This is a genomic window from Flavobacterium cheonanense, from assembly GCF_039539185.1.
Lineage (GTDB): Bacteria > Bacteroidota > Bacteroidia > Flavobacteriales > Flavobacteriaceae > Flavobacterium > Flavobacterium cheonanense.
This window is the reverse complement of the sequence record NZ_BAABCT010000001.1, coordinates 271,358-293,433: the sequence shown is the minus strand read 5'-3', so window position 1 is coordinate 293,433 and position 22,076 is coordinate 271,358. Positions and strand designations below refer to the sequence as shown.

Sequence of the window (22,076 nt, the reverse complement as noted above, 5' to 3'; positions counted from 1 at the left end):
AATTTTATTATTCTACTCTTCCAAAAGTACCTCCAAAATACTAATTGCAGCTTCACTAATTTTAGTTCCAGGACCAAAAACAGCAACCGCACCTGCATCAAAAAGGAATTGGTAATCTTGCGCAGGAATTACGCCACCAACAATGACCATAATATCTTCGCGTCCGTATTTTTTTAGTTCTTCAATAACTTGTGGCACAAGTGTTTTGTGTCCAGCAGCCAATGAGGAAACTCCAAGAATGTGAACATCGTTTTCTACTGCTTGTTTCGCAGCTTCTTGTGGCGTTTGAAATAAGGGTCCAATATCCACGTCAAAACCTACGTCGGCATAACCTGTGGCAACTACTTTCGCACCACGATCGTGTCCGTCTTGTCCCATTTTAGCAATCATAATTCTAGGACGACGACCTTCTTTTTTTGCGAAGGCATCGGCTAGTTGTTTTGCTTTTTCAAAACTTTCGTCGTTTTTTATTTCTTTACTATACACGCCGCTAAAACTTCTAATTTGTGCTTTATATCTTCCAAAAACAGCTTCCAAAGCATCACTAATTTCTCCTAATGTTGCTCTGTTTCTTGCAGCTTCTACTGCCAAATCTAATAAATTTCCATTAGAGTTTTGAGCACAATCAGTTAATTTTGCTAAACATTCGGCAACTTTGGTGTTGTCGCGAGTGCTTTTTATTTGTGTCAAACGTTCAATTTGTTGCTTGCGCACCATATCGTTATCGACATCCAAAATCTGTAATGGATCTTCTTTTTCTAATCTAAATTTGTTAACGCCAACAATAATATCTTGACTGCTGTCGATTCTTGCTTGTTTTCGAGCGGCAGCTTCTTCAATACGCAATTTCGGAATTCCAGCTTCGATGGCTTTTGTCATTCCACCTAATTCTTCTACTTCTTCAATAAGTTTCCAAGCGTTTTGTGCAATTTCGTTGGTCAAACTTTCCACATAATAACTTCCAGCCCAAGGATCGACCGTTTTGCAAATTTTAGTTTCTTCTTGTAAAAATATTTGGGTGTTTCTAGCAATTCTAGCAGAGAAATCGGTTGGTAACGCAATAGCTTCGTCTAAAGCATTAGTGTGCAACGACTGTGTTCCTCCAAAAGCCGCAGCAGCTGCTTCAATAGCAGTTCTAGCCACATTATTAAAAGGATCTTGCTCGGTTAAACTCCAACCTGATGTTTGACAATGCGTTCTCAAAGCCAATGACTTTTCATCTTGTGGATGGAATTGTTTTAGCAATTTTGCCCACAACATTCGTCCGGCACGCATTTTGGCAATTTCCATAAAATGGTTCATTCCAATAGCCCAGAAAAAAGATAGGCGAGGAGCGAATTCATCGATTTTCATTCCGGTTGCTAATCCTGTTCTAATATATTCTAAACCATCTGCTAAAGTGTAGGCCAATTCAATATCGGCAGTAGCTCCAGCTTCTTGCATATGATAACCCGAAATTGAAATCGAGTTGAATTTTGGCATTTTCTTGCTCGTATATTCAAAAATATCAGCAATGATTTTCATCGAAGGTGTTGGCGGATAGATGTAGGTGTTTCTAACCATAAATTCCTTCAAGATATCGTTTTGAATCGTTCCTGAAAGTAATTCAGGAGCAACACCTTGTTCTTCGGCAGCAACAATGTAAAAAGCCATAATTGGTAAAACAGCACCATTCATAGTCATAGAAACCGACATTTCACCCAATGGAATTTGGTCGAAAAGAATTTTCATGTCTTCCACAGAATCGATAGCAACTCCAGCTTTTCCAACGTCTCCAAAAACACGTTCATGGTCAGAATCGTAACCTCTGTGAGTAGCTAAATCAAATGCTACCGAAAGTCCTTTTTGTCCAGCAGCAAGATTTCTTCTGTAGAAAGCATTACTTTCTTCAGCAGTTGAAAATCCTGCATATTGACGAATGGTCCATGGACGACGAACGTACATGGTAGCATAAGGTCCGCGAAGATTTGGGGCAAATCCTGCTCCAAAACCAATATGTTTCAAATTTTCAATGTCTTCTTTAGTGTAGGTTGGTTTAACTTCAATATTTTCAGCAGTGTGAAAAGTTGTAGTATTGTTATTTGGAGTTTCCTTTTTGGAATTTTCCAAAGTGATGTGTTGTATATTTTTTCTCATAGTTTCTAAAACTATTTAGGATATTTTTTTATGTTTTTTGATGTATGAAAACAAGAAAGAATTTTAATTAGTTCACTATTTTCATCATAAACGTAGAACAATAAAAAAGGAAAAACTTTTAATGGAATTGCTCTATAATTTTTATGTCTTATTTGATAATCAGGATTTAGTTCTAGTTTTTTGTAGGTTTCAGATAACTCATTGTAAAATCGTAAAGCAAGTTTTGAATTAATTTCAGAATAGTATTCTATCGCATTTTCAATTTCTTTTTGTGCTTTTTTAGAAACAATAACTCTAAAACCCATATTTCTTTTTTAGTAGATTTAAAGATTCTGAAGATGTAATATATTCTGATTCAGGTTCGTTCAATCTGTTATCTAAAAGTTTTATTTGTTCTTCTGAAAGGTGATAACTAATATCATTTTTTGCCAAAATGATTACTTCAACTTCATCTGCGATAAAATCGTCAGGTAAAGTAATGTTTACTTTTTGATCTTTCACTTTTACAAATTGTCTTATCGCTTCCATAGTTTCTTTTTTGTTAAAGTTATCAATTATTCAGATGCTAATCGCTCTTGCTCTAATTTCTCTGCCAATCTTTTTTCTATGATAGGAGTGATTAGGGTTTTACGCGGATTTTGTTTTACAAAAGGATACAATTCCAAATCGTTTTTCATGCTATCGTTTTTGTTTGGATACTTGTTGGTTCCTAATAAAATTTCTTTACCATTGTCGAACAACTCTTGCTCTTTATTGGCACTTTCGCTGATTTTTCGTTGAATAGTTCCTTCGATTAATTGGGTGATTAAACCACCATTTTTCTCAATGTCTTTGAATAATTCTAATGCTTTTTCTGCTAATTGTTGCGTTAAATTTTCAATATAATAAGCACCATCGGCAGGATTATTGACTTTATCAAAATAACTTTCGTGTTTTAAAACTAAAAGTTGGTTTCTAGCAATTCTATCACCAAATTCGTTGTCTTTATGATATAATGCGTCGTAAGGCAAATTGGCTACAACATTCGCTCCACCAAGAATTGCCGACATACATTCGGTTGTAGTTCGAAGCATGTTTACGTTGTAATCGTAGATGGTTTTGTTTCTGCGAGTTGGTGTTACTATGATGTTACAATCAAAATTGTGATGGTATTCTTTTGCTAAAGTGTTGAACAAAAGTCGTAAAGCTCTAAGTTTTGCAATTTCGAAAAAGTAGTTGGTTCCAACAGCAACTTCAATAGTTATGGGATGTTTTAATGCCGGAATTCTATTGAAATATTCATTGGCATGAGCCAAAGTGTAAGCTAATTGTTGCACCATATTTGCTCCTGCATTTTGGTAAATTCCTGAGCTTATATTTAGGTAATTGATTGCTGATGAACTTGCAATAGTATTTAATTTTTCAAAATCGCTTTCTAGGTTTTCAAACCAATTTCCGTCTTTAGTAAGTTGACCAATTGGATCAATTTGGATTACGAATTTTGCATGATTTTTGGCAGCATATTCACTTACTTGAGTTGCGAAATCTACCGATAGAAATGGCAAATTAAAATAGTAAGTTGTTTTTTCTAAAGGAAGATTTTGCATCAAATCTGCAATAGAAATGGTGTCGTTTTCTATCGTAAAACGAATGCTTTCTGCACCGCGATTTAATGTATCTATAGCACGTTCGTTAGATTTTTTGACGTCGTGAACGAAGATGTTTTGAAGGATTTCAAAAGCTTTTTCAGGAGAATTTATTGAAATTTTAGAATCTGTTTCTTCCACTTCATCATTGTGATAAAATGGTTTTACTTTGATGCCTTCTGGGCTTTCCCAAACTAGTGTTTCGTTATAATCGGCGCCTTTGAGTTCGTATTGAATTTGCTGTTTCCATTGTTTGGAACTTACGCTTTCAAAATCTGTAAAAAGTGGTTTATTTGTGCTCACAAGTATTTTGCTTTTTGATACTTCAAATTTAGTCAAAAATTATCTTTTTTTGAAGATTTAAATTTGATTTTTTGCAAAATAGGTATATACTTTTTCGATGGTTAAATTCTAAAAATGATAAATTTGTTTTTTAGAATGAGTTTCTTTAAAATCGTGATATCTAGTTTAAAGTTCACAATCTAGCCCTGATTGGAGCAGTTACCATGTAACGCGGAAAGCAGGAATTGCCATTTTCGAAACACCTACTGTTTCGCTCCTTCTAAACTGTCTTTAATTCTATCTTCTTCGATGTCAATGATGTATATGTCTTCGCTGTCTTTTTTCATGTAGTATTTCTCGCGAGCATATTTTTCGGTTTGGCCAGGATTGTTTAAGTTTTTAATGCTTTGTTTGTCCTTTGCGATTTCTTCTTGGTAGTATTTTTTATTGTCTTCTAATTCGTTGATTTCTTTATCTAAAACACGACTATCCATATAAGAATAGTTGTCAAGAAAAAGCATCCAAACGATGAAAAATAAGGAAACCAAAGTGTATTTGCTTCCTAAAAATTTAAGAAACGGAAAATCACTAATAAGGTTTTGAAACCAATTTTTCATTTATTTCAGATATAAAATTAGACTAAGCGTTGGTTGATTACGGCACGAACTACATCGATGGCAACGGTATTGTATTTGTCGTTTGGAATGATGATGTCTGCAAATGCTTTTGTTGGTTCGATGAACTGTTGGTGCATTGGTTTTAGTGTCGTTTGGTAACGGTTTAAAACTTCTTCCATGTCACGACCACGCTCTGCAATATCACGTTTTAGACGTCGAATTAAGCGTTCGTCTGAATCGGCATGAACGAAAACTTTTACGTCAAACATCTCGCGAAGTTCTGGATTAGTTAGGATAAGAATTCCTTCTACAATCATTACTTTTCTTGGATGTGTTGAAATGGTATCGTCGGTTCTGTTGTGCGTTACGAAGGAATAAACAGGTTGATTGATGGTTTTTCCGGCTTTCAACTCTTTTAAATGTTGTACTAAAAGTTCAAAGTCAATGGCACGTGGATGGTCAAAATTGATGTTGCTTCTTTCTTCATAACTCATGCCTACATTTTGTTTGTAGTAAGAGTCTTGAGAAATAATTCCGACTTCAGTTTCTGGAAGTTCGTTCATAATTTGGTGAACAACAGTTGTTTTTCCTGAACCTGTTCCTCCTGCAATTCCGATGATAAGCATAGTTGTGTTGTTGTGTTATTATTTGGACAAAAATAGCATAAAAAATCAATATCAATTGCAATTTTTAGTTCAAATTATATTTGATTAAAACTTAAAATTTTAATGAACTTGAGGTTACTTTTTCTTATTTGTATTGCAGTTGTAAGTTTTTATTTAACATAAGATTATAGGTTACTTGTGTTTTTATTTTGAATGTTTCCAATACTTTTATGAAGTATAACAGAACCTTATGAAGATAAACTACTTTTTTATTTTACTTTTTTTTATTCAAAATGTTTGTGCTCAAACCGAGAAAGTGATTTCAGGAAAAGTTGTGAACGACAATTTTCCTATGGCTAAAGTTGACGTTATTAATTTTACACAAAATACGCTTGTTGTAACTAATAACAATGGCGAGTTTAAAATTAAAGTTGCTGTTGGGGATAAATTAGTGTTGTTTGTAAACGAATTTAATAACTATAAATTAATTATCACTCAGAAAGATATTGATGCTAATTGGCTACAGATTAATTTATCTAAAATGCCAATTGAACTTGATGAAGTTAAAGTTGCTAATAAATTTAAGTATAAAAATATAGTAAGTCAGGAAGATATTGATAAGATTACCGTTGCTAAAGAAGCTTCAGCACCAAAAGTAGTGGGTGTTTATGACGGTAGGACTCCCAATGGATTAGATTTTGTTAGAATGGGTAAAGGAGTATCAAAGTTTGTGAAAAGTCTTTTTGGAGATGATGATGAAGATAAAAAGAATGAAAAAGTTCGTTTTATCGATTATTTGGAGTCTAATTTTGACAAAGATTTTTATGTTAAAACTTTAAAATTAAAAGAAGAAGATATAACTATATTCAAAGAATACTGTGATGTGGATGTGCAATCTTCTGTTTTAATGAAAGAAATGGAATACCTTAGAATTTATGAATTTCTTATCGCCAAAAGTGATGCTTTTAAAAAAATGCGTAACTATTAATTTAAAACTTCTCGAAAACTCCCAAACCAAATAATGCAAAATCGTATTTTACAGGATCATTTGCATCTAATTTTCGAAGGTTATTATCTAATTCTGAAAGTGCTTTTGCATCGTTTTGTTTTCTAGAAAGTAATTCTAATTTTCGAGCTACATTTCCTGAATGAACATCCAATGGACAAGATAATGCGGACGTAGGAATGGTTTTCCAAATTCCAAAATCAACTCCTTTTTTATCGTTTCGAACCATCCAACGAAGAAACATGTTTATACGGTTAATTAGGGTGGTTAATTAAAATTTACCAAATCTTCGTCTTTTAATACGATGACAGAATGTTCTGAAGAATTTGACTCACTTCCTATATAATTCTTGCTCCAAGGGTTTTGTCGGTCGATTTCTTCATCAGTCATACCATTTTGTCGTAACTCATCCTTATACTTTTCATCCACCACAATTTTGTGGTATTCTAACAAGGCGATGGCATGTTCCCTGTCTTCTTCGATTTGCTCTTGCGTATATGCCTCTTTTCTATATTTTGAAATCCAAACCCATTTCATGGCAAACCAATTGGTAATAAAAGTTGAAACTTCATCAAAACCTCGATATTTAATATTGATAATAAAAGTGCCCATTTTGCCATCTTCTTTTACCTGACCTATTTTAATCCACTCAATTAGCGAGTGAATCAGTCTTTTAAAGTCTTCAAATTCTCTCAGGTTTATATTCTCTGCAATAACTCTTTTTACGTTTTCTTTTGGACTGAAATTCTTTACCAATGCAACTTTATTTTCTAAATCATCTACAATATTTTTTTGTCCTTCAAGCATTCTTTTTGAAGTCAGATAAGATTTTTTGATGTTAATGTCTTCAGCAAAATCAGGATTTGTTAACAAAGAAAACTGGTGCTTATAATCTCTTTCAAAAGATGATAGTTTCTTTTTCTGCTCATTTAATTCGAATTGTAATGCTGTATAATCATTTTCTTTTTCAGGTAATTCTAATAGGTGTTTTTCTAACTCTTTTGATTCAAAAAGATGCTTGATGAGAAATGTTTCTAATTTGTATATATTGATGGCTCTTGATTCAACGCACAGATTATTGGGGTAGATTTTACCTTTGCATTTATATGAATTATCACCAGATGCTACCCTTTTTTTTCCAACCATTTGTCTTCCGCAGTGTGAACAAAAAATTATTCCATTAAGTAAGTACTTGTAGTGAACTTTTTTTCCAACTTTTTTCTTATTCTCTTGCAAATTTGCAATTACTTTCTCCCAATACTTCTCTTCAATTATTGCTGGTACATCGTAATATTCCTCCCCAAGTTTTTTCTTTCCTTTATTTATTGGATTTATTAATATATCGTGTACTACATTTCCTCTCCATTTCACATTACTCTTACTATGGTAATAAACTTCTTTTGTATATGGGTCAATTCGCTTTATGTTACCATCGTATTTGTTGAATTTTGTGGGCACTTGTTTTTCATTAAGCATGTTTGCTATGGTATAAGAACCTATACCACTCAAAGACCACTCATACATCAATCTTACCCACTTAGCTTCCGCTTCATTAATTTTGATGCGATTCTTATCGTCATAGATAAAACCATAAGGTAATTGTCCTCTAAATCGACCTTCTTCAGCTCGATTTCTTATTGACAGTTTAACTAGTTGAGATGTTAAACTTGAATATAGAGCATTATTTGCACTTTGAATTGTTGCAATAAACCTATTGTGAGGGTTGTCAAGGTCAAATAAAACTCCATTTGGATAATATTTACAATTATTGGTAAGCATAACACCAACAAATATTTGCCATATTAACGAATTTCTTTCGATACGGCTCTGATTTAATGTGTATACACCATGATACTTTTTTGAATTGAGTTCCTTTATCATACTTGCAAAAGCTGGTCTATCAGTGATTTCTTCTTTGGTGCCACTGATTCCTTCATCAACAAAGAAAACTGGTTTTAAACCCAAACTTATTGCTAGTTTAGTTCCTTCTTCTTTCTGGGTTGCAATTGATGTATCCTTGTCTTCACCTTTTTTACCGCTAATTCGGCAATATATAGCTAACATATTTTATTTTTTTACAAATATATTTATTTAACCTCTTAATCGGTTAATTAGAGTGGATAGCGATTTGTTGTATTTTGTCATTTAATGATTAAATTATATCAAGGATGCAAAAGTGTTTTGATATTTAGTAAAAATATGTAAAAGTTGAATATTTCCCTAGACCTTTATTCATAAGCCTTTACAAAGATATTTTTTAAAAAAAGGATGCTATAAGCCCGTGGGGTATTTTGCGAGTATACTTATAGTGTCCTTTTTTAATTTTAAATCGTTGTGAGCCCCAATAAAATATATACTTGACAAAGATTTCAACTTTAACATGTTTTGGGAATTGAAAATAAATTTCTAAATTTTGTTGACTTTTTTCATATTTATTAGTATAATTATAAATATCGTTAAATCGGTATCAGGTTCCAACTGGGTAGCTCCCAGTTGGTCACTACCCTGAAAAGGAAGTGAAAAGGCCAAAACACAATAACATAAAAGTAGTGATAATATGAAAAATGAACAAAAAACTACAATTCAACCGTTACGTTCCAATTGCATTAAAAAAAGCACTGGATAAACTTGATTATTCTCGAAAGGATAATCTTTACACAATAATCGACCTAATCTATCGCAAAGAGATTTACTTCAAAAACGAATTGCAAAAGGTCTATGGATATACTGAAATATCCAAACAGCAATTCAAAGAATTATTGCCAACAAGCGATAATCTCAACGATGACATTAACTTTCTAGTTGATAGCGGGTTCATTCGCAGAAATGATTATTATACAATGGGTGTTAAGCCCAAGGGATATAAAATTTCCAGTGAATTTATGGGTAAATCGTTGCCTGTTAAAATAACCAACGACAACATAAACAAACGCATAGCCAAGCAGATTATAAGAAACAAACGGCTTAAAGTCAAACGGCTCGAGTTTGTGAAGTCGGAATACTTTAAAAATTTCAAGATTGATGTGGAGGGTGCTAACAAGGCAATACTTGACATGGCACATTCAGAAATCAATGAGCTTTGCAACAGACTGAAATTTCCGCTGTCAAGTGACCAGATTCACGCTATAATTAATTGTGATGAAAGTAGTGTTGCAAATAGATTTGAGTTACTAATAAGAGCTGGCAAAGAAATAAAAAACATCCTTCACCGCTACATGGTATCAAGCATGAGAATAACCGCTATTGGTGATGGTTTTTTGTTTTTTAAACGAAACAAAACCAATGGCAGATTGGATTCCAACCTTACATCGCTTCCAAGCTATTTAAGACCCTATATTCAATCGGATGAACCTTTGTTTAATCCTGATATAAAAAACTCGCAACCCTTCTTCTTGTATACGCTATTGAAGTTTCAGAAGTCTATAAACCAAGAAGAATTGGAATTGTACAAGAAAATGGTGCTATCAGGACAACTGTATGATGCACTAGTGTTGGATTTTAATAAAAAATATCAAAAGATTTGGATTCGTGACCAGATGAAAAATATGGTATTTAAAATATTTTATTCCAAGACTTCATCGTATCTAAAGTATAAAAACTTCTTTGCATCATGGTTCCCAACTATTATGGAATTCATCAACAACACAAACGCAAACAGTAACAAAATATTGGCTGTTAAGATGCAAACACTCGAATCACATGCTGTTTTGGATGTGATAATGCCAGAATTGGAAAAATTAGGCATCATACCGTATACAATTCATGATAGCTTCATGTGCAAACAATCCCAAGTGGACACAATTGTGTCAGTGATAACCCAGAAGATGGAAGAGTTATTTGGAGTATGTCCAACACTTAAAGTTGAAGAGGTAAACACTCAAGTTCAAGAAGACGAGGAAGTTTGGGAAATGACTGATGACTACTTTGACTATGAGGATGAAGATGAGGACCTACAAATAGAACCAATTCAAATCAAAATACCTCAAATGTCTATGGCTGAAAAACAAAAAATTCTAGATGCATTATTAAGACCTAATCTAGATGATGAGTATGGATTTTAGTTGATTTAAGCACGCAAAAATTGTTCTGATTCTCCAGTATTCGCTATGTAACGTTGCACAATGAATACGGTTACAGAATATTGAATGAGGCCTATGCCTTAAAGGGATTCACTCTTTTTGATGCAGAACGAACCGAAATTAATAATATACTTTCGATTTATGATAAAAAACAGCCTTTGTCATTTCTGACAAACCCTCTTAAGCCTCAGTAATAACAATACCAAACTTAGTCTTCACATAATTGTTTAGCATATCGATTTGAGCTTTGTTTTTTAATATAGTGACACCTTGAATCTTTCCATCTTCTAATAATTTTTGAGCTTCTTCAATGGAGTCCAAAATTTTATAGTTATTGGCTTTGTTTTTTGGTTTAGTTATTTTTTTCTCAGGTATATCTTTTACTTTGTCGTACGCAGAAGTAATGCTAATGTCGCCTTTACGCAATTTTTGTTTAACCGAATCAGAAGCTTTCTCAATAATTGCAGAATACATAAATACACTAGTTCTTCCAACGCCAGCAATCTTAGCTATTTCAGCATAAGTATCTATTGACTTATCGATTTCTTTGTTTTTTCCAGCTTTATACAAGTTGTCTTTGGCCATTTTTTCGATGGTTTCCTTTGATAAAAGAGCTAGTTCTATCTTTTCTACACTGGACAAGTTTCTTCTTTGAAATTGGTGGCGAACCATCCAAAGCTTTATATCGTCAATGCTTTCAAAGTTTTCTTTTACCTCTTTGGTTGGAATATTTTTAAGTTTAAGCTCAATACAAGCTCTTAAGCGTGTATGCCCCTCAATCACAAGCTTTTCTCCATTAGGTGTTGCAACAAATAGAATAGGGTCGTTTAACCCGTTTATTTTAATGTCGGTTTTTAATTGTTCATACAAATCATCCTCCATAAATGGCAAATATGATTTAAGCTCCCAGATTGATTTCAAATCGGAATAATCATCCATTATGTAGTATTCGTTGCCAAATAATTCGAGTGTTGGTGTATCTGGACTATTAGGATTACTTGGATTTGATAAATAGATTTTACCATTTATCATACAACCTCCTTTAGCATAGTAACGGTGGCGTTTATCCATTGTAGGGTCGTTTAGATTAGGATTGAATTTTTTCATACCCCATTGTTTAAAAAAGAATGGGACTCCTTGTTGGTCGCAATTCTTTTTTACCTTTAGTATCCAATCCAATTCAACTGGTCTTGAGGAATTATCACCACTCTCACCACCAACGATAACAAGGTCGATTCCTTTTAGATTCAAATCTGGTAATTCTTCAAGAAGAGGTTCAACAGATAAGAACTTGTGTTTAGCACCACAATTTACAAGATGTTCAATTCTTCTAACTCCAGCTTCGCTTCCAACAGAAACTCCCATCCAAATATTATCTGCCCAATTTAAGTCTTTGGAGTACTTTGTGATTTCATGATGTCTTTTGGTAAGCACTTGATATGTATGCTGAGGCGTATCATTCATCACTTTGAATATCTTTTGAAGAAACTCAATTTTCATATCCTTATGGAACAAATCGGACATGCTGTTTACAAAAACAGTTGTTGGCTTCTTCCATTTGTAAGGTTCTCCAAGAGCATCTTCATGCATTGCAAACACACCAAAACCAGCCTTGTATCTTGGTTGATTTGGCATGTGCATCATCCGATTGGTCATAACTTCTGCATAGCAATTATCACATTCTTTTGAAATTTTGGTGCAACCAGTTGTGGGGTTCCATGTCTTTTCAGTCCATTCGATATTTGAATCAGCCATAATACCAATTTTATAATTTTATGGCAAAACTATTTATTATTTGACAAATTCATTTTTGAATATAGATGAATTTTATGAACAATTCAATCAACAATTCAATTAAAAGCCTGGTTTTCAGTTGTTTTTCTTGTCCTGGTTATTTGCATTTCAGAACTTTGCATCAAGTTTTAAATTTAGATTATAGCTCTTTAAAAAAACTAAATTGAAACAACCGATTTCAACAAATCCGTTTCAATACTTTCAAATTAATTAAGCACCTAAATTTAAAACCAAATCCAAACCATGTTCGTTTTGTTCAAAATTAGATTTTAGTCATACGCTGCACAAAATACATAAATCGGATTTCAATAAAATGCAATGTTAAACCTGTGCAAAAGGGTAAATCCTAAAATTGCACAATTTTAAGTAAAGGTCACCATGAAAAAAGCTCGTTACATTCGCCAATCAACAAAAAATCAAACCAACCTTCGTCAACTTGCAAAAGCCCACCCCGATGAAGAATTATTCATTGACATTATATCTGGTTCAATTCCATTTGCTGAACGACCTGAAGGCAAACGACTCATCCAAGCTGTTGAAGCTTGCCTGATAACCTATGTCACATTCCACGATTTGTCCAGAGCTGGAAGAAGCACGGTGGATGTATTGACGACCCTTAATTTTTTCCAATCCAAGGGTGTTATTGTGAAGATTGACAACTTGGGATTGGAATCTATCATTGATGGCAAGGTCAATCCAATATTTAACCTAATCACAACGGTGCTATCTGAGATTTATTCTTTAGAAAGAACAACCCTGCTTGAGAGACAAGCTGAAGGGGTTCAACAAGCCAAGCTTCGAGGTGATGTTTATAAAGGCCGTCAATTAGGTACAGTTGATACACCAGTGCAGACACTTCAGAAGCATAAGAAAACGGTTCGGGCTATCAAAACATATCCAACACTATCACTAAGACAAATTGCCAAGTTGGCCAGCGATACAGATTATAAGGTGTCAGCCAATACGGTTAAGAAGATAAAAGAATTGATGTTGAATGCAAATTTTCAAGTTGCCTAATGAGAAAAGTTGACATTACAGGTATCCACAGAATACTGACTCGATACTATGGTAGCCGACACATGACAATGGAAACAAATGTGGAGGATAAAAATTTTATAAATCCCTACAGTATGAAGTTGATATTTGATTATGACCCAACAATTGAAATTGACTATATAATTCTGCTGAGAAAGTTAAGACGATACATTTTTGGGGTTCATTTCAACTTAAACATTATCCAAGAAGAAAATAAGATTCAAGTCTATGTGATAATGTATGATAAGCCAATGTATAAGGATTATGATTTTGAATTTAGCTCCAATTAATATGAAAAAGACAAGAACTTCAATTACGCATCAACTGTAGAAAACCCAGCATCATATTATGGTTATTGACCCAGATAAGCTGACCAACTCAGAAGTTGATAGGATTAAAAAGGCAACGGGAGTTGAAATGGTGTTTGTAAATGTGAGGTTGTATAAATGAAAATGTCAACAATAATTAAAAAGTAAAACAAGCACATTTTTTCTTACTCCAATAATCACCTAATCTATAGTTAAGTAAGAAGGTATGTACACCACCATTATATCTGCCAAAATCATTAACTGAAATATCATAAGAGTATCCAGCCAAAAAGTTTTCAAAAAATCTAAACCCTGCAAATCCGCCAACTGAAACATCCATTTCAAAATTTAGACTTGTAACAAATTTATCTTCCCAATTTAAGTTTAACGCTACCAATGTTGAAATTGGAGCACCATCTGTTACTCTCGTTATAAAATTAGGTTGAAGAAATATCTCTTCATCCAGTTCAAATTTATAGGCACCAGTAAAAAAGTAATATGGCTTCTTATTCGCAATTTGATTATTAACATCATTAAGATATTTGGTTTCAAGCATATTTGGAACAGAAAATCCTAAAGCCCATTTTTCATTATACAAATAGGCTCCAGTTCCAATTAATAAATTATTACTTGATACATTTCTGTCTGCCAAATCATTTTCGTTGGGGTCCTGAATTGAAAATTGATTATAATCAATATTAAATAAATTTACACCAGCTTTCAATCCAAGCGATAAACGTATAGTTTCACTTAAGTTGACATGATATGCAAAGTTTCCGTTAATTGCATTTTCGTTTACTGCCCCTATTTTATCTGAAATAACATCTAAACCAACACCCACATTAGAATTATACAGTATCGAATGACCAGATAATAAAAGTGTTTTTGGTGCTCCATCAAATCCAACCCATTGAGTACTATATATGGAATTTATTGTTAAACCATCAAAAGAACCAGCATACGCAGGGTTATACATAATTGGGTTAAAAGAAAAAATAGATAGTTTAGGGTCGTTTTGCGAATAAATTTTAGGATTGAAAACGAAAAACAAAATAATAACTTTAAACCATTTCATATTATTGGTTATTATTAATTTGTAAAAAGCCCTTTACCTCCTTGTTTTCGTTACGATACCTATCAAAATAAGTCAAAACATAAAAATAAGTTCCTGTAGGCAAATATTCATCTTGCTTGTATACACCTTGAACATTTGCTTTTCCAGTAAAAGTATTTTGAATATTGTTGTAATTATATCCTCTCCAAACTAATTTACCATATCTATTAAAAATTTGAAATTCACTTTTTGGAAAATTATCAATGTTTTTAATAAATATGAAATCGTTTAGATTGTTATCATTTAATGTTAATATGTTATTAATTTCTAATTCGCACTGAAGTAATGTAATATCTACTTTTGTTCTCGCTGAACTATAACAACCAGTTAAATTATCAAGATTACCTGCATAGTAACTTTGATTGTCCTCAAGTAAAGTAGTTAAGGGCAAAATATTCCCTCCAGTATTAGTATCATACCATACGAGTGAATTTTCAGCATTCATCAATACATTTGATAAAGTAGGATTGTCTTCAGCACAAAATACCTGATTTGTTTCTCCAACAGGAGGATTTGAATCATTAATTTTTACAAGAACTACTAATCTTGTTGGGCTTTTACATCCAGTAGTTAAATTAGTAGACTCAGCATAATAGGTTGCACCATCTAACAACAAAGTATTTTGATTTAATGGATTACCACCTACAGGAACAGTATACCATTTAATGTTAGATGAATTTGGGGTTAAGTTAGATACTCGGGGAGTATCAATCTTGCAGAATTCTTGAATTGCACCACCATCTGGGGTAGAGACAACATCAATTGTAACTATAACAGGTGTTCGAACTAAGTTCTCACAACCATTAATGGTTTGCGAGGCAAAGTAAGTTGTCCCGTTTGTTAGTGTTGTCGTGCTTGTCAATGGAGTACCACCAGTTGCTGAAGTATACCATCGAATATTTTGTCCATTCATTAAGAGATTAGCAACTGTCGCCGAATTACAAAATAATTGGTTTGAATTACCTGTAGGACCTGCAGGAATGTTTATAATAACATTTACAGGAAGTCTAATAATACTCTCACATCCGTTTAAGGTTTGACTAGCATAATAAGTTGTGCCATTAACTAATACAGTACTATTTAATAATGGACTACCACCAGTAGCACTTGAATACCACTTAATATTATTACCAGTAGCAATCAAATCAGCAACCGTAGCTGAATTACAAAAAGTTTGAGGTGATGGAGCAGTTGGAGCAGGTGTAGAACTATTTACTGTTATTGATATGTTTTTTCTACAAGTCACACCATTTGAAGTAACATCTACCCAATAATTGGTTGTTGTACTTGGAGTTACTGTTATGGTAGCTGTTGTCTCTCCTGTAGACCATAAATAAGTTGTAATTGATTGGCTGTATAATTGTTGTATTTCTTGTTGAGTAAGAGCTCTGTTCCAAACTCCAATATCATCTAATTTACCATTGAGGTTGTCATAAGCTGGGTGGTTCATTCTGCCAAAAGCAGCACTTCCTGCCAGTATAGGATTTCCATTTGAAGCTAAAGTCGATATTAATACACCATCTTTATAAAATTTACCCGTTGTTCCATCATTAGTGTAAACAATATTGTACCAGATATTATTTCCTCCCACAGGAATTCCAGCATAGCAACCAAATCCAGATGAAGTTGTACTTCCAATACCAATTGTATTAAAACCATTTCCCCAGCCCCATTGTGCCATTCCAGGGCCATTAGGATTAGCTGCAGGCCAAAATTCTAATATTCTAGGACTAATACAACCATCACCAACTCTTAAAACCCATATTGATATTGTTAGACCAGTTTGTATTGAGCTTGTATTTACTTGAGCATCTATTCTAGTAGCGCAGCCAGCACTTGAGAAGTAATAGGAGTTATTAGCATTTCCAAACCTATCGGTTGTTAAAGCAGCTCCGTTGACTGTTCCATTATTTCCATTACCGCTTTCATCATTAGCATTGCCACAAAATGGCCAATAGCCAACAAGTCCATTTTGCAGATTCGATGGCATAGAACAACTGTTTGATGTTGGATTATTCGTGTTAGATGCTGTTAATGTTGAGGACTCGCCAAGACAAATTGTATTAGAAGTTGCTGATATTTGTGGGTTATTTATGTTAACAGTTACGGCTAATCTTGTAGTACTTTCACAACTATTTATAGTTTGTGAAGCATAGTAAGTTGTGCCATTTATTAATGATGAATTCGAATTTAAAGAAGTGCCTCCTGTTATAGAAGAATACCATTGAATATTATTTCCAGTAACGACTATTTCAGACAATGTAGCTGAACTACAAAAACTTTGTGTACTATTTCCTGATGGTGATGCTGTTTGAGGTAAAATAGTAACATTTACAAGTGTTCTGATTTGAGATTCGCAACCAGTTATGGTTTGAGTTGCATAGTATGACCCCCCATTTACCAAAGTTGTGGTTGGTGCCAGAGGTGCTCCAACTGTACTTGAAGCATACCATTGAATATTTGTTCCAATGGCAGATAAATCTGCTATTGTAGCAGAACCACAAAAGGTTTGGGTTGGGTTGGCAGTAGGAGATATAGATGGTCCTACATTAATAGTGATGTTTTTTCTACAAGTTAAAGTGCCTGTTGTTATATCAACCCAATAGTTCGTTGTTGCAGTTGGTGATACAGTTATTGAACTTGTAGTTTCTCCTGTAGACCAGAGATAGGTTGTTGAGGGGGTTATAGGGGTATTGTAAATAGAAGGGTCAATTTCCATAATTGGAACCATATTAGAATAACATGAACCATTTGAAGAATTATTATCCAAATTATTCCATGTATTCAATCCAAAGCCACACCCTCTAATAATTTGAACATAGGGTTCGCCACATGGGCCACTGTTTGGTTCACCTGGCCTCCAATTTGTGAAAGTAATATTCAAGCAATCCAACCATCTAAAATTACAGGTGACTGGGTCTCTAAACATTCCTATCCAAATGTTATTGTTTGTAGAATTACTCACAAAAGCATTTTCGTTGATATCATTTATACATACCAAATAACCACCATTTTGTCTACAAATTAGTTCTCCTTGTGTCCATGATGTTGGGGTATTATAAACATAATAATAATGTCCATTGAAAATGCCAGCATAAGTAAACCCTGGGATTGGATTACCCAAAGGAATAGTACTTGGGGTAATATTCATATTACATATGGTAGGCGGGGTATAGTTGATAGACAAATTTGCCGATAAACCAGCACATAAATTTGTAGTGGAAGCTGTTATTTCAGGGAAATCAGTACATGTTTGAGAATGAACTATTGAACAAAAAAACAAGAATCCTAATAAAATTTTTTTGATACCCATTTTAAAATTTGTGAAGCTTTAAATACTAATTATTTTAATTTTAGAGCTGAAGGTCTGGACTCACACAATTCTGAAGCAATAAGAACATTTGAAATAACTGAAATCCTTCTATCTATAGTATCTCCATCATTCTTTTTGTAAATTTCTTTCGCTACAATATATTCTATTGTGTTGGAAGACAAAGCTTCATCATCCATTCTGTTACCTTGTGCTTTTCCATTAGGTAAAGTAAAATCTTCCGCTTTTGATAGTGAGTTTAAAACAAGATTGAAAATTTCGATAGGAAAAACTGTATCAGCAGGCATTACCCTCCGCTCAACATTAATTCCACAAATTTTGAAATTTTTATAAATAGGATGAATTTCAAAACTATCAAAAACCTTTCTTTTCTTCTGAAGTGGAATTGTTATAGTGTTTAGGCCATTATTGCTTTTTTCTTCGAGAAAATTTATCAGATGTTGGGAATTTTTGTTAATTCTATTTCTCATTATTTTTAAATTTAATCTTCTTTCCAACTGCGTAAAGAATTTTATCTATATGATAAGCATAATCTGTTTCTTTTTTCAATTCATCTGAAATAGCTTCAGATATTAACCAATTTTTATAGTCAATAATTAGTGCTTTTTCATTTTTTCCAATAGTAGTTAAATTTCTGGATTTTTTAATATCACAGATATTATTTAAGTCTGTTCGATATACTTTAAAAGCTCTTAAAACATGTTGGTCAATTATAGGTTGACCTTCCTTTTTGGTTAAATATTTACCAAACTGATAAAAAACTAAACCATCATTTTTTTCAGAACTAGATTCTCCAACATTTTTGATTCCTTGAATAATATGTCTGATTTTTTTTAAGTCACCGTTTTTCCAAGCCATTGCGTATAATAACTTCACTATTGTATTTTCCGTTTCACCAATTTTATTATGATTAAAAATATTTTTACATATAAAAGATTCTTCTTCTAATTTTTGTATTTCCTCAATAGTAATGTTAAATTCAATTTTTGGATAATCATCTATTTTAATTCTATATTTATTTTCGACTCTTCTTTTATCCAATATTTTTTCTAAACCAGAAATAGATTTAGATGCACAGATTTCTTTAAAAACATTATTAACTAACTCTTTTATTTTTAAATTATCATTATCAATCATATTAATTCTTTAAATCATTCAATACAATACCCATATTTTTATTCATAGTTAAAAATTATTTAATTGATTTTTGAAATATTTCAATAAAATTTGAGCAATTATTTCATTTTACAAAATATATAAGTTTCTAAACAAGACTATTTTTTCAGTATGTTATTTTGAATTTAAAATTAAATTTATTTTGAAGTTATTTAAAAATCATTGCACTAATATTGCCTTCATTAAAGCCGCCGCCAAAAGCAGCATTATATCCTTGAACAAAATATGATGACTTTAAATAATATACTCCATCATTTGGCGCTATAAAGTATCCATAAAAAACTTTTTCTCCACCATTGTCATTGTTACAATCTCCAGTTGAAAAGTTAAAAGTATCAATACTATTTATCGTTATAATATTTGATTGTGAGTCTTCAATCCAACCATAAACTCCATTTGCGCATGTAGCTCTTCTTTTATTAGCAGAAATTTTAGAATATATGTAATATGAATTTCCAGCTATTGCATTAAAACTTAATACAACTTCAGGTAAAGTAGAGCCGTCGTAATTTAAACCAGGCCATAAATATTGTTTTTGACCTTGAACAAATAATTGTCCAGCTGAAGAACTAGATAAATTAGTTGCGTTACAAACATATTTAGTTAAGTTATTATTTACTTCTGAAGTGTCCAATAGTCCATTACCATCCAAATCTAGCCCAACTTCAATTTTTGCACCACCATTAGCACAATTTGCTCCTGCAGGTTCAGTAGTTGTATTTACAAGAGTATTTTTACCATCTTGACCGTCATCTCCATTTGTGCCTTGAGCTCCTTGAATCCCTTGTGGTCCAGTTAATGAAGTAATAAAATCAGCTTCTGTTCCAACATTCCCAAGATTCAACCAAACTTGATAAGCAGATAAACCATTGGTGCCGTTAGTTCCATCTGTACCATTAATACCGCTTGCGCCAGCTGGGCCTTGTGGTCCTATAGCGCCATTAATTCCAGCAGGCCCTTGAGTACCTGTGGCTCCTTGTAAAGATGTTAAGAATTGAGCTTCAGTTCCTGTATTTCCAGCATTTAGCCATATTTGATATGCTGATAGACCATCTTGACCGTTAATTCCGTTTTGACCAGCAGGCCCTTGAGCACCATCAACACCATTAGTCCCATTGGTTCCAGCAATACCTTGCAGTCCTTGTATCCCTTGCGGTCCAACTGCACCAGCTATTCCTTGAGGCCCTTGTGGTCCTACAATAGCAGTTGTAAGCCATTGTGATTCTGTACCAGTATATCCATTTTGAACCGCTATTTCATAAGCACTTAAACCATTTTGACCAGCAGGCCCTTGAGGTCCTTGAGCTCCAGACAAACCTTGTGGTCCAGTAGGTCCCTGAGGTCCTTGAGCTCCATCGATGCCATTAGTACCTGATACACCTTGTGGCCCTATAGGTCCTTGTTCTCCTTGGATACCTTGTGGACCTTGAACTCCATCAATACCATTTAAACCGTTTGTTCCTGCAATACCTTGTGGTCCCTGAGGACCAGCAGGACCTTGAGGGCCTTGTGCTCCAACAATAGCAGTTGATAACCATTGTGATTCAGTTCCCGTATAACCGTTTTGAACCGCTATTTCGTATGCACTTAATCCATTAGTGCCGTTTGTTCCAGCTATTCCTTGTGGACCAGCAGGTCCTTGTTCGCCTTGAATTCCTTGTGGTCCTTGAGGTCCAGTTGCACCATCAACTCCATTGGTTCCAGTTATTCCTTGTGGTCCAGCAGGTCCTGTTAGCCCTATAGGACCTTGTTCGCCTTGAATACCTTGTGGCCCTTGCGCACCATCTAAACCGTTGGTTCCGTTGGTTCCAGCTATTCCTTGCGGACCAGCAGGTCCTGTTAAACCAATTGGTCCTTGTTCACCTTGTATACCTTGAGGTCCTTGTAAACCATCAATACCGTTGGCACCTGCTTCACCTTGTGGACCAGTTAATCCAATTGGCCCTTGAGGTCCAGTTGCTCCAACAGCTCCATCAACACCGTTGGCACCAGCAGGCCCTTGAGCTCCATTGCAGATGTACTTGGTTTGAGCAGCGTTTATTTCACTAGCTTCTAATATTCCGTTGTTGTTGGCATCCAATCCAACTTCAATCTTCGTTCCACCATTAGGACAATTAACACCAGCAATTTCAATAGTTGTATTTACCAACGCATTTTTTCCATCAGTTCCATCAGTTCCGTTAGCTCCGTTTGAACCGTTGGTTCCAGCAGGTCCTTGAGGACCAGTTAATCCAATTGGCCCTTGCGGTCCCACAGGTCCTTCAACCCCTTGAATGCCTTGTTGTCCATCAGTTCCGTTTGTTCCATTTGTACCGTTAGTACCAGCTGGACCTTGTGGCCCTGTTAATCCAATTGGTCCTTGAGGTCCAGTTGCTCCGTTGGCTCCAGCAATACCTTGAGGTCCTTGTGCTCCTGTTAATCCAATCGGTCCTTGTGCACCTTGAGGACCCGTTGCTCCAGTTGTTCCTTGAACTCCTTGCGGTCCTTGTGGACCAGCAGGTCCCTGAGGCCCTTGAGGTCCCGTTGAACCTGAATTAACAGCATACATGGCATAAGGAACAGCTGTAAGCGGTTGGTCACTGATTTCAGTATAGTTGGAACATAATGCTTTCAAATCAACTTCAACCTTTAAATTCTTTGGTGCTCCAGACCATACAATTCCTGAGAAAGTTGATGCACTGCCACCAACAGGAATTCCGTTACCAATAACAAGATTGACCATACCAAATTCATCGGTGGTGGTCAAATGCGTTTCTTGATATTCAAGAGCAGTTCCTGCTAGGATGTTGAAACGGATACAAATTTCTTTGTTGGCAAGTGGCGCTCTTTGGTTGTTGTACCCTGGGATGTTTTGACCGTAAGGATTCAATATCACCGCTTGATACGTGATGCCTTGCGTTTGTGCAAATGTTGTTGTAGTTAAAACAAGTAATAAGAATAAGTATATTTTTTTCATAACTGTATTGTG

17 protein-coding genes and 1 pseudogene are annotated in these 22,076 nt (G+C 34.1%); 4 read left to right on the top strand and 14 right to left on the bottom strand.

The window, feature by feature from the left end; genetic code table 11:
* Positions 1-12: 12 nt before the first annotated feature.
* The 6 genes from scpA to udk form a co-directional block, all read right to left on the bottom strand.
* Entirely contained in the window at positions 13-2,136 is a 2,124-nt protein-coding gene (gene scpA / locus ABD766_RS01440; RefSeq protein WP_344815041.1) for a methylmalonyl-CoA mutase, read from the bottom strand.
* A gap of 11 nt (positions 2,137-2,147) precedes the next feature.
* Positions 2,148-2,441: a type II toxin-antitoxin system RelE/ParE family toxin gene (locus ABD766_RS01435; RefSeq protein ID WP_344815040.1), complete on the bottom strand. Its 294-nt coding sequence runs from the start codon at positions 2,439-2,441 to the stop codon at positions 2,148-2,150.
* Positions 2,431-2,664 (bottom strand): hypothetical protein, encoded by a 234-nt coding sequence (locus tag ABD766_RS01430; RefSeq protein WP_344815039.1) that lies wholly within the window; start codon positions 2,662-2,664, stop codon positions 2,431-2,433. The genes ABD766_RS01435 and ABD766_RS01430 overlap by 11 nt, the downstream gene beginning before the upstream one ends.
* A 26-nt stretch (positions 2,665-2,690) precedes the next feature.
* A complete protein-coding gene (locus ABD766_RS01425; RefSeq protein ID WP_344815038.1) occupies positions 2,691-4,064 on the bottom strand; it encodes a methylmalonyl-CoA mutase subunit beta in 1,374 nt (457 codons plus the stop codon).
* A gap of 242 nt (positions 4,065-4,306) precedes the next feature.
* Positions 4,307-4,660 carry an FtsB family cell division protein gene (locus tag ABD766_RS01420; protein ID WP_344815037.1) on the bottom strand — a complete coding sequence of 118 codons (354 nt, stop codon included), beginning with the start codon at positions 4,658-4,660 and terminating at the stop codon, positions 4,307-4,309.
* Between the two features lie 17 nt (positions 4,661-4,677).
* Entirely contained in the window at positions 4,678-5,286 is a 609-nt protein-coding gene (gene udk / locus ABD766_RS01415; RefSeq protein ID WP_344815036.1) for a uridine kinase, read from the bottom strand.
* Between the two features lie 229 nt (positions 5,287-5,515).
* Here udk and ABD766_RS01410 point away from each other — a divergent pair, with 229 nt between their 5' ends.
* A complete protein-coding gene (locus ABD766_RS01410; RefSeq protein WP_344815035.1) occupies positions 5,516-6,253 on the top strand; it encodes a hypothetical protein in 738 nt (245 codons plus the stop codon).
* Between the two features lies 1 nt (position 6,254).
* Here the strand turns inward: ABD766_RS01410 and ABD766_RS01405 are convergent.
* Both ABD766_RS01405 and ABD766_RS01400 read right to left on the bottom strand, forming a co-directional pair.
* A pseudogene (locus ABD766_RS01405) lies at positions 6,255-6,524 on the bottom strand (DUF2400 family protein); the annotation flags it as partial.
* A gap of 14 nt (positions 6,525-6,538) precedes the next feature.
* Complete coding sequence (locus tag ABD766_RS01400; RefSeq protein ID WP_344815034.1) at positions 6,539-8,335, bottom strand: recombinase family protein; 1,797 nt, start codon at positions 8,333-8,335, stop codon at positions 6,539-6,541.
* Positions 8,336-8,835: 500 nt separating this feature from the next.
* Here ABD766_RS01400 and ABD766_RS01395 point away from each other — a divergent pair, with 500 nt between their 5' ends.
* The gene (locus ABD766_RS01395; protein ID WP_344815033.1) at positions 8,836-10,332 is read left to right on the top strand and encodes a hypothetical protein; all 1,497 of its coding nucleotides are present in this window, start codon (positions 8,836-8,838) and stop codon (positions 10,330-10,332) included.
* Between the two features lie 198 nt (positions 10,333-10,530).
* Here ABD766_RS01395 and ABD766_RS01390 read toward each other — a convergent pair whose 3' ends face one another.
* Complete coding sequence (locus ABD766_RS01390) at positions 10,531-12,105, bottom strand: DUF5131 family protein (RefSeq protein WP_344815032.1); 1,575 nt, start codon at positions 12,103-12,105, stop codon at positions 10,531-10,533.
* A 417-nt stretch (positions 12,106-12,522) separates the two neighbouring features.
* On the opposite strand from ABD766_RS01390, the gene ABD766_RS01385 reads away from it, so the two are divergent.
* Together ABD766_RS01385 and ABD766_RS01380 are read left to right on the top strand one after the other, a co-directional pair.
* Positions 12,523-13,161 carry a recombinase family protein gene (locus ABD766_RS01385; protein WP_344815031.1) on the top strand — a complete coding sequence of 213 codons (639 nt, stop codon included), beginning with the start codon at positions 12,523-12,525 and terminating at the stop codon, positions 13,159-13,161.
* Positions 13,162-13,274: 113 nt separating this feature from the next.
* Positions 13,275-13,469: a hypothetical protein gene (locus ABD766_RS01380; protein ID WP_344815030.1), complete on the top strand. Its 195-nt coding sequence runs from the start codon at positions 13,275-13,277 to the stop codon at positions 13,467-13,469.
* Positions 13,470-13,644: 175 nt separating this feature from the next.
* Here the strand turns inward: ABD766_RS01380 and ABD766_RS01375 are convergent, their stop codons facing one another.
* From ABD766_RS01375 to ABD766_RS01355, 5 genes are all read right to left on the bottom strand, one after another.
* Positions 13,645-14,562, bottom strand: a complete 918-nt coding sequence (locus ABD766_RS01375) for a PorP/SprF family type IX secretion system membrane protein (RefSeq protein ID WP_344815029.1) — start codon at positions 14,560-14,562, stop codon at positions 13,645-13,647.
* A gap of 1 nt (position 14,563) precedes the next feature.
* The gene (locus ABD766_RS01370; protein WP_344815028.1) at positions 14,564-17,914 is read right to left on the bottom strand and encodes an Ig-like domain-containing protein; all 3,351 of its coding nucleotides are present in this window, start codon (positions 17,912-17,914) and stop codon (positions 14,564-14,566) included.
* A gap of 29 nt (positions 17,915-17,943) precedes the next feature.
* Positions 17,944-18,402, bottom strand: a complete 459-nt coding sequence (locus ABD766_RS01365) for a hypothetical protein (protein WP_344815027.1) — start codon at positions 18,400-18,402, stop codon at positions 17,944-17,946.
* Positions 18,392-19,069 (bottom strand): hypothetical protein, encoded by a 678-nt coding sequence (locus ABD766_RS01360; RefSeq protein ID WP_344815026.1) that lies wholly within the window; start codon positions 19,067-19,069, stop codon positions 18,392-18,394. The genes ABD766_RS01365 and ABD766_RS01360 overlap by 11 nt, the downstream gene beginning before the upstream one ends.
* 187 nt (positions 19,070-19,256) lie before the next feature.
* Positions 19,257-22,064 (bottom strand): DUF7151 family protein, encoded by a 2,808-nt coding sequence (locus tag ABD766_RS01355; RefSeq protein WP_344815025.1) that lies wholly within the window; start codon positions 22,062-22,064, stop codon positions 19,257-19,259.
* Between the last annotated feature and the right edge of the window lie 12 nt (positions 22,065-22,076).

Coding starts and splice junctions, on each gene's coding strand:
- ABD766_RS01375 (WP_344815029.1), bottom strand. CDS start 14,562: ATGAAATGGTTTAAAGTTATTATTTTGTTTTTCGTTTTCAATCCTAAA.
- ABD766_RS01430 (WP_344815039.1), bottom strand. CDS start 2,664: ATGGAAGCGATAAGACAATTTGTAAAAGTGAAAGATCAAAAAGTAAAC.
- ABD766_RS01360 (WP_344815026.1), bottom strand. CDS start 19,069: ATGATTGATAATGATAATTTAAAAATAAAAGAGTTAGTTAATAATGTT.
- ABD766_RS01390 (WP_344815032.1), bottom strand. CDS start 12,105: ATGGCTGATTCAAATATCGAATGGACTGAAAAGACATGGAACCCCACA.
- ABD766_RS01385 (WP_344815031.1), top strand. CDS start 12,523: ATGAAAAAAGCTCGTTACATTCGCCAATCAACAAAAAATCAAACCAAC.
- ABD766_RS01435 (WP_344815040.1), bottom strand. CDS start 2,441: ATGGGTTTTAGAGTTATTGTTTCTAAAAAAGCACAAAAAGAAATTGAA.
- ABD766_RS01370 (WP_344815028.1), bottom strand. CDS start 17,914: ATGGGTATCAAAAAAATTTTATTAGGATTCTTGTTTTTTTGTTCAATA.
- ABD766_RS01400 (WP_344815034.1), bottom strand. CDS start 8,335: ATGTTAGCTATATATTGCCGAATTAGCGGTAAAAAAGGTGAAGACAAG.
- ABD766_RS01420 (WP_344815037.1), bottom strand. CDS start 4,660: ATGAAAAATTGGTTTCAAAACCTTATTAGTGATTTTCCGTTTCTTAAA.
- ABD766_RS01410 (WP_344815035.1), top strand. CDS start 5,516: ATGAAGATAAACTACTTTTTTATTTTACTTTTTTTTATTCAAAATGTT.
- ABD766_RS01355 (WP_344815025.1), bottom strand. CDS start 22,064: ATGAAAAAAATATACTTATTCTTATTACTTGTTTTAACTACAACAACA.
- ABD766_RS01395 (WP_344815033.1), top strand. CDS start 8,836: ATGAACAAAAAACTACAATTCAACCGTTACGTTCCAATTGCATTAAAA.
- ABD766_RS01365 (WP_344815027.1), bottom strand. CDS start 18,402: ATGAGAAATAGAATTAACAAAAATTCCCAACATCTGATAAATTTTCTC.
- ABD766_RS01380 (WP_344815030.1), top strand. CDS start 13,275: ATGAAGTTGATATTTGATTATGACCCAACAATTGAAATTGACTATATA.
- udk (WP_344815036.1), bottom strand. CDS start 5,286: ATGCTTATCATCGGAATTGCAGGAGGAACAGGTTCAGGAAAAACAACT.
- scpA (WP_344815041.1), bottom strand. CDS start 2,136: ATGAGAAAAAATATACAACACATCACTTTGGAAAATTCCAAAAAGGAA.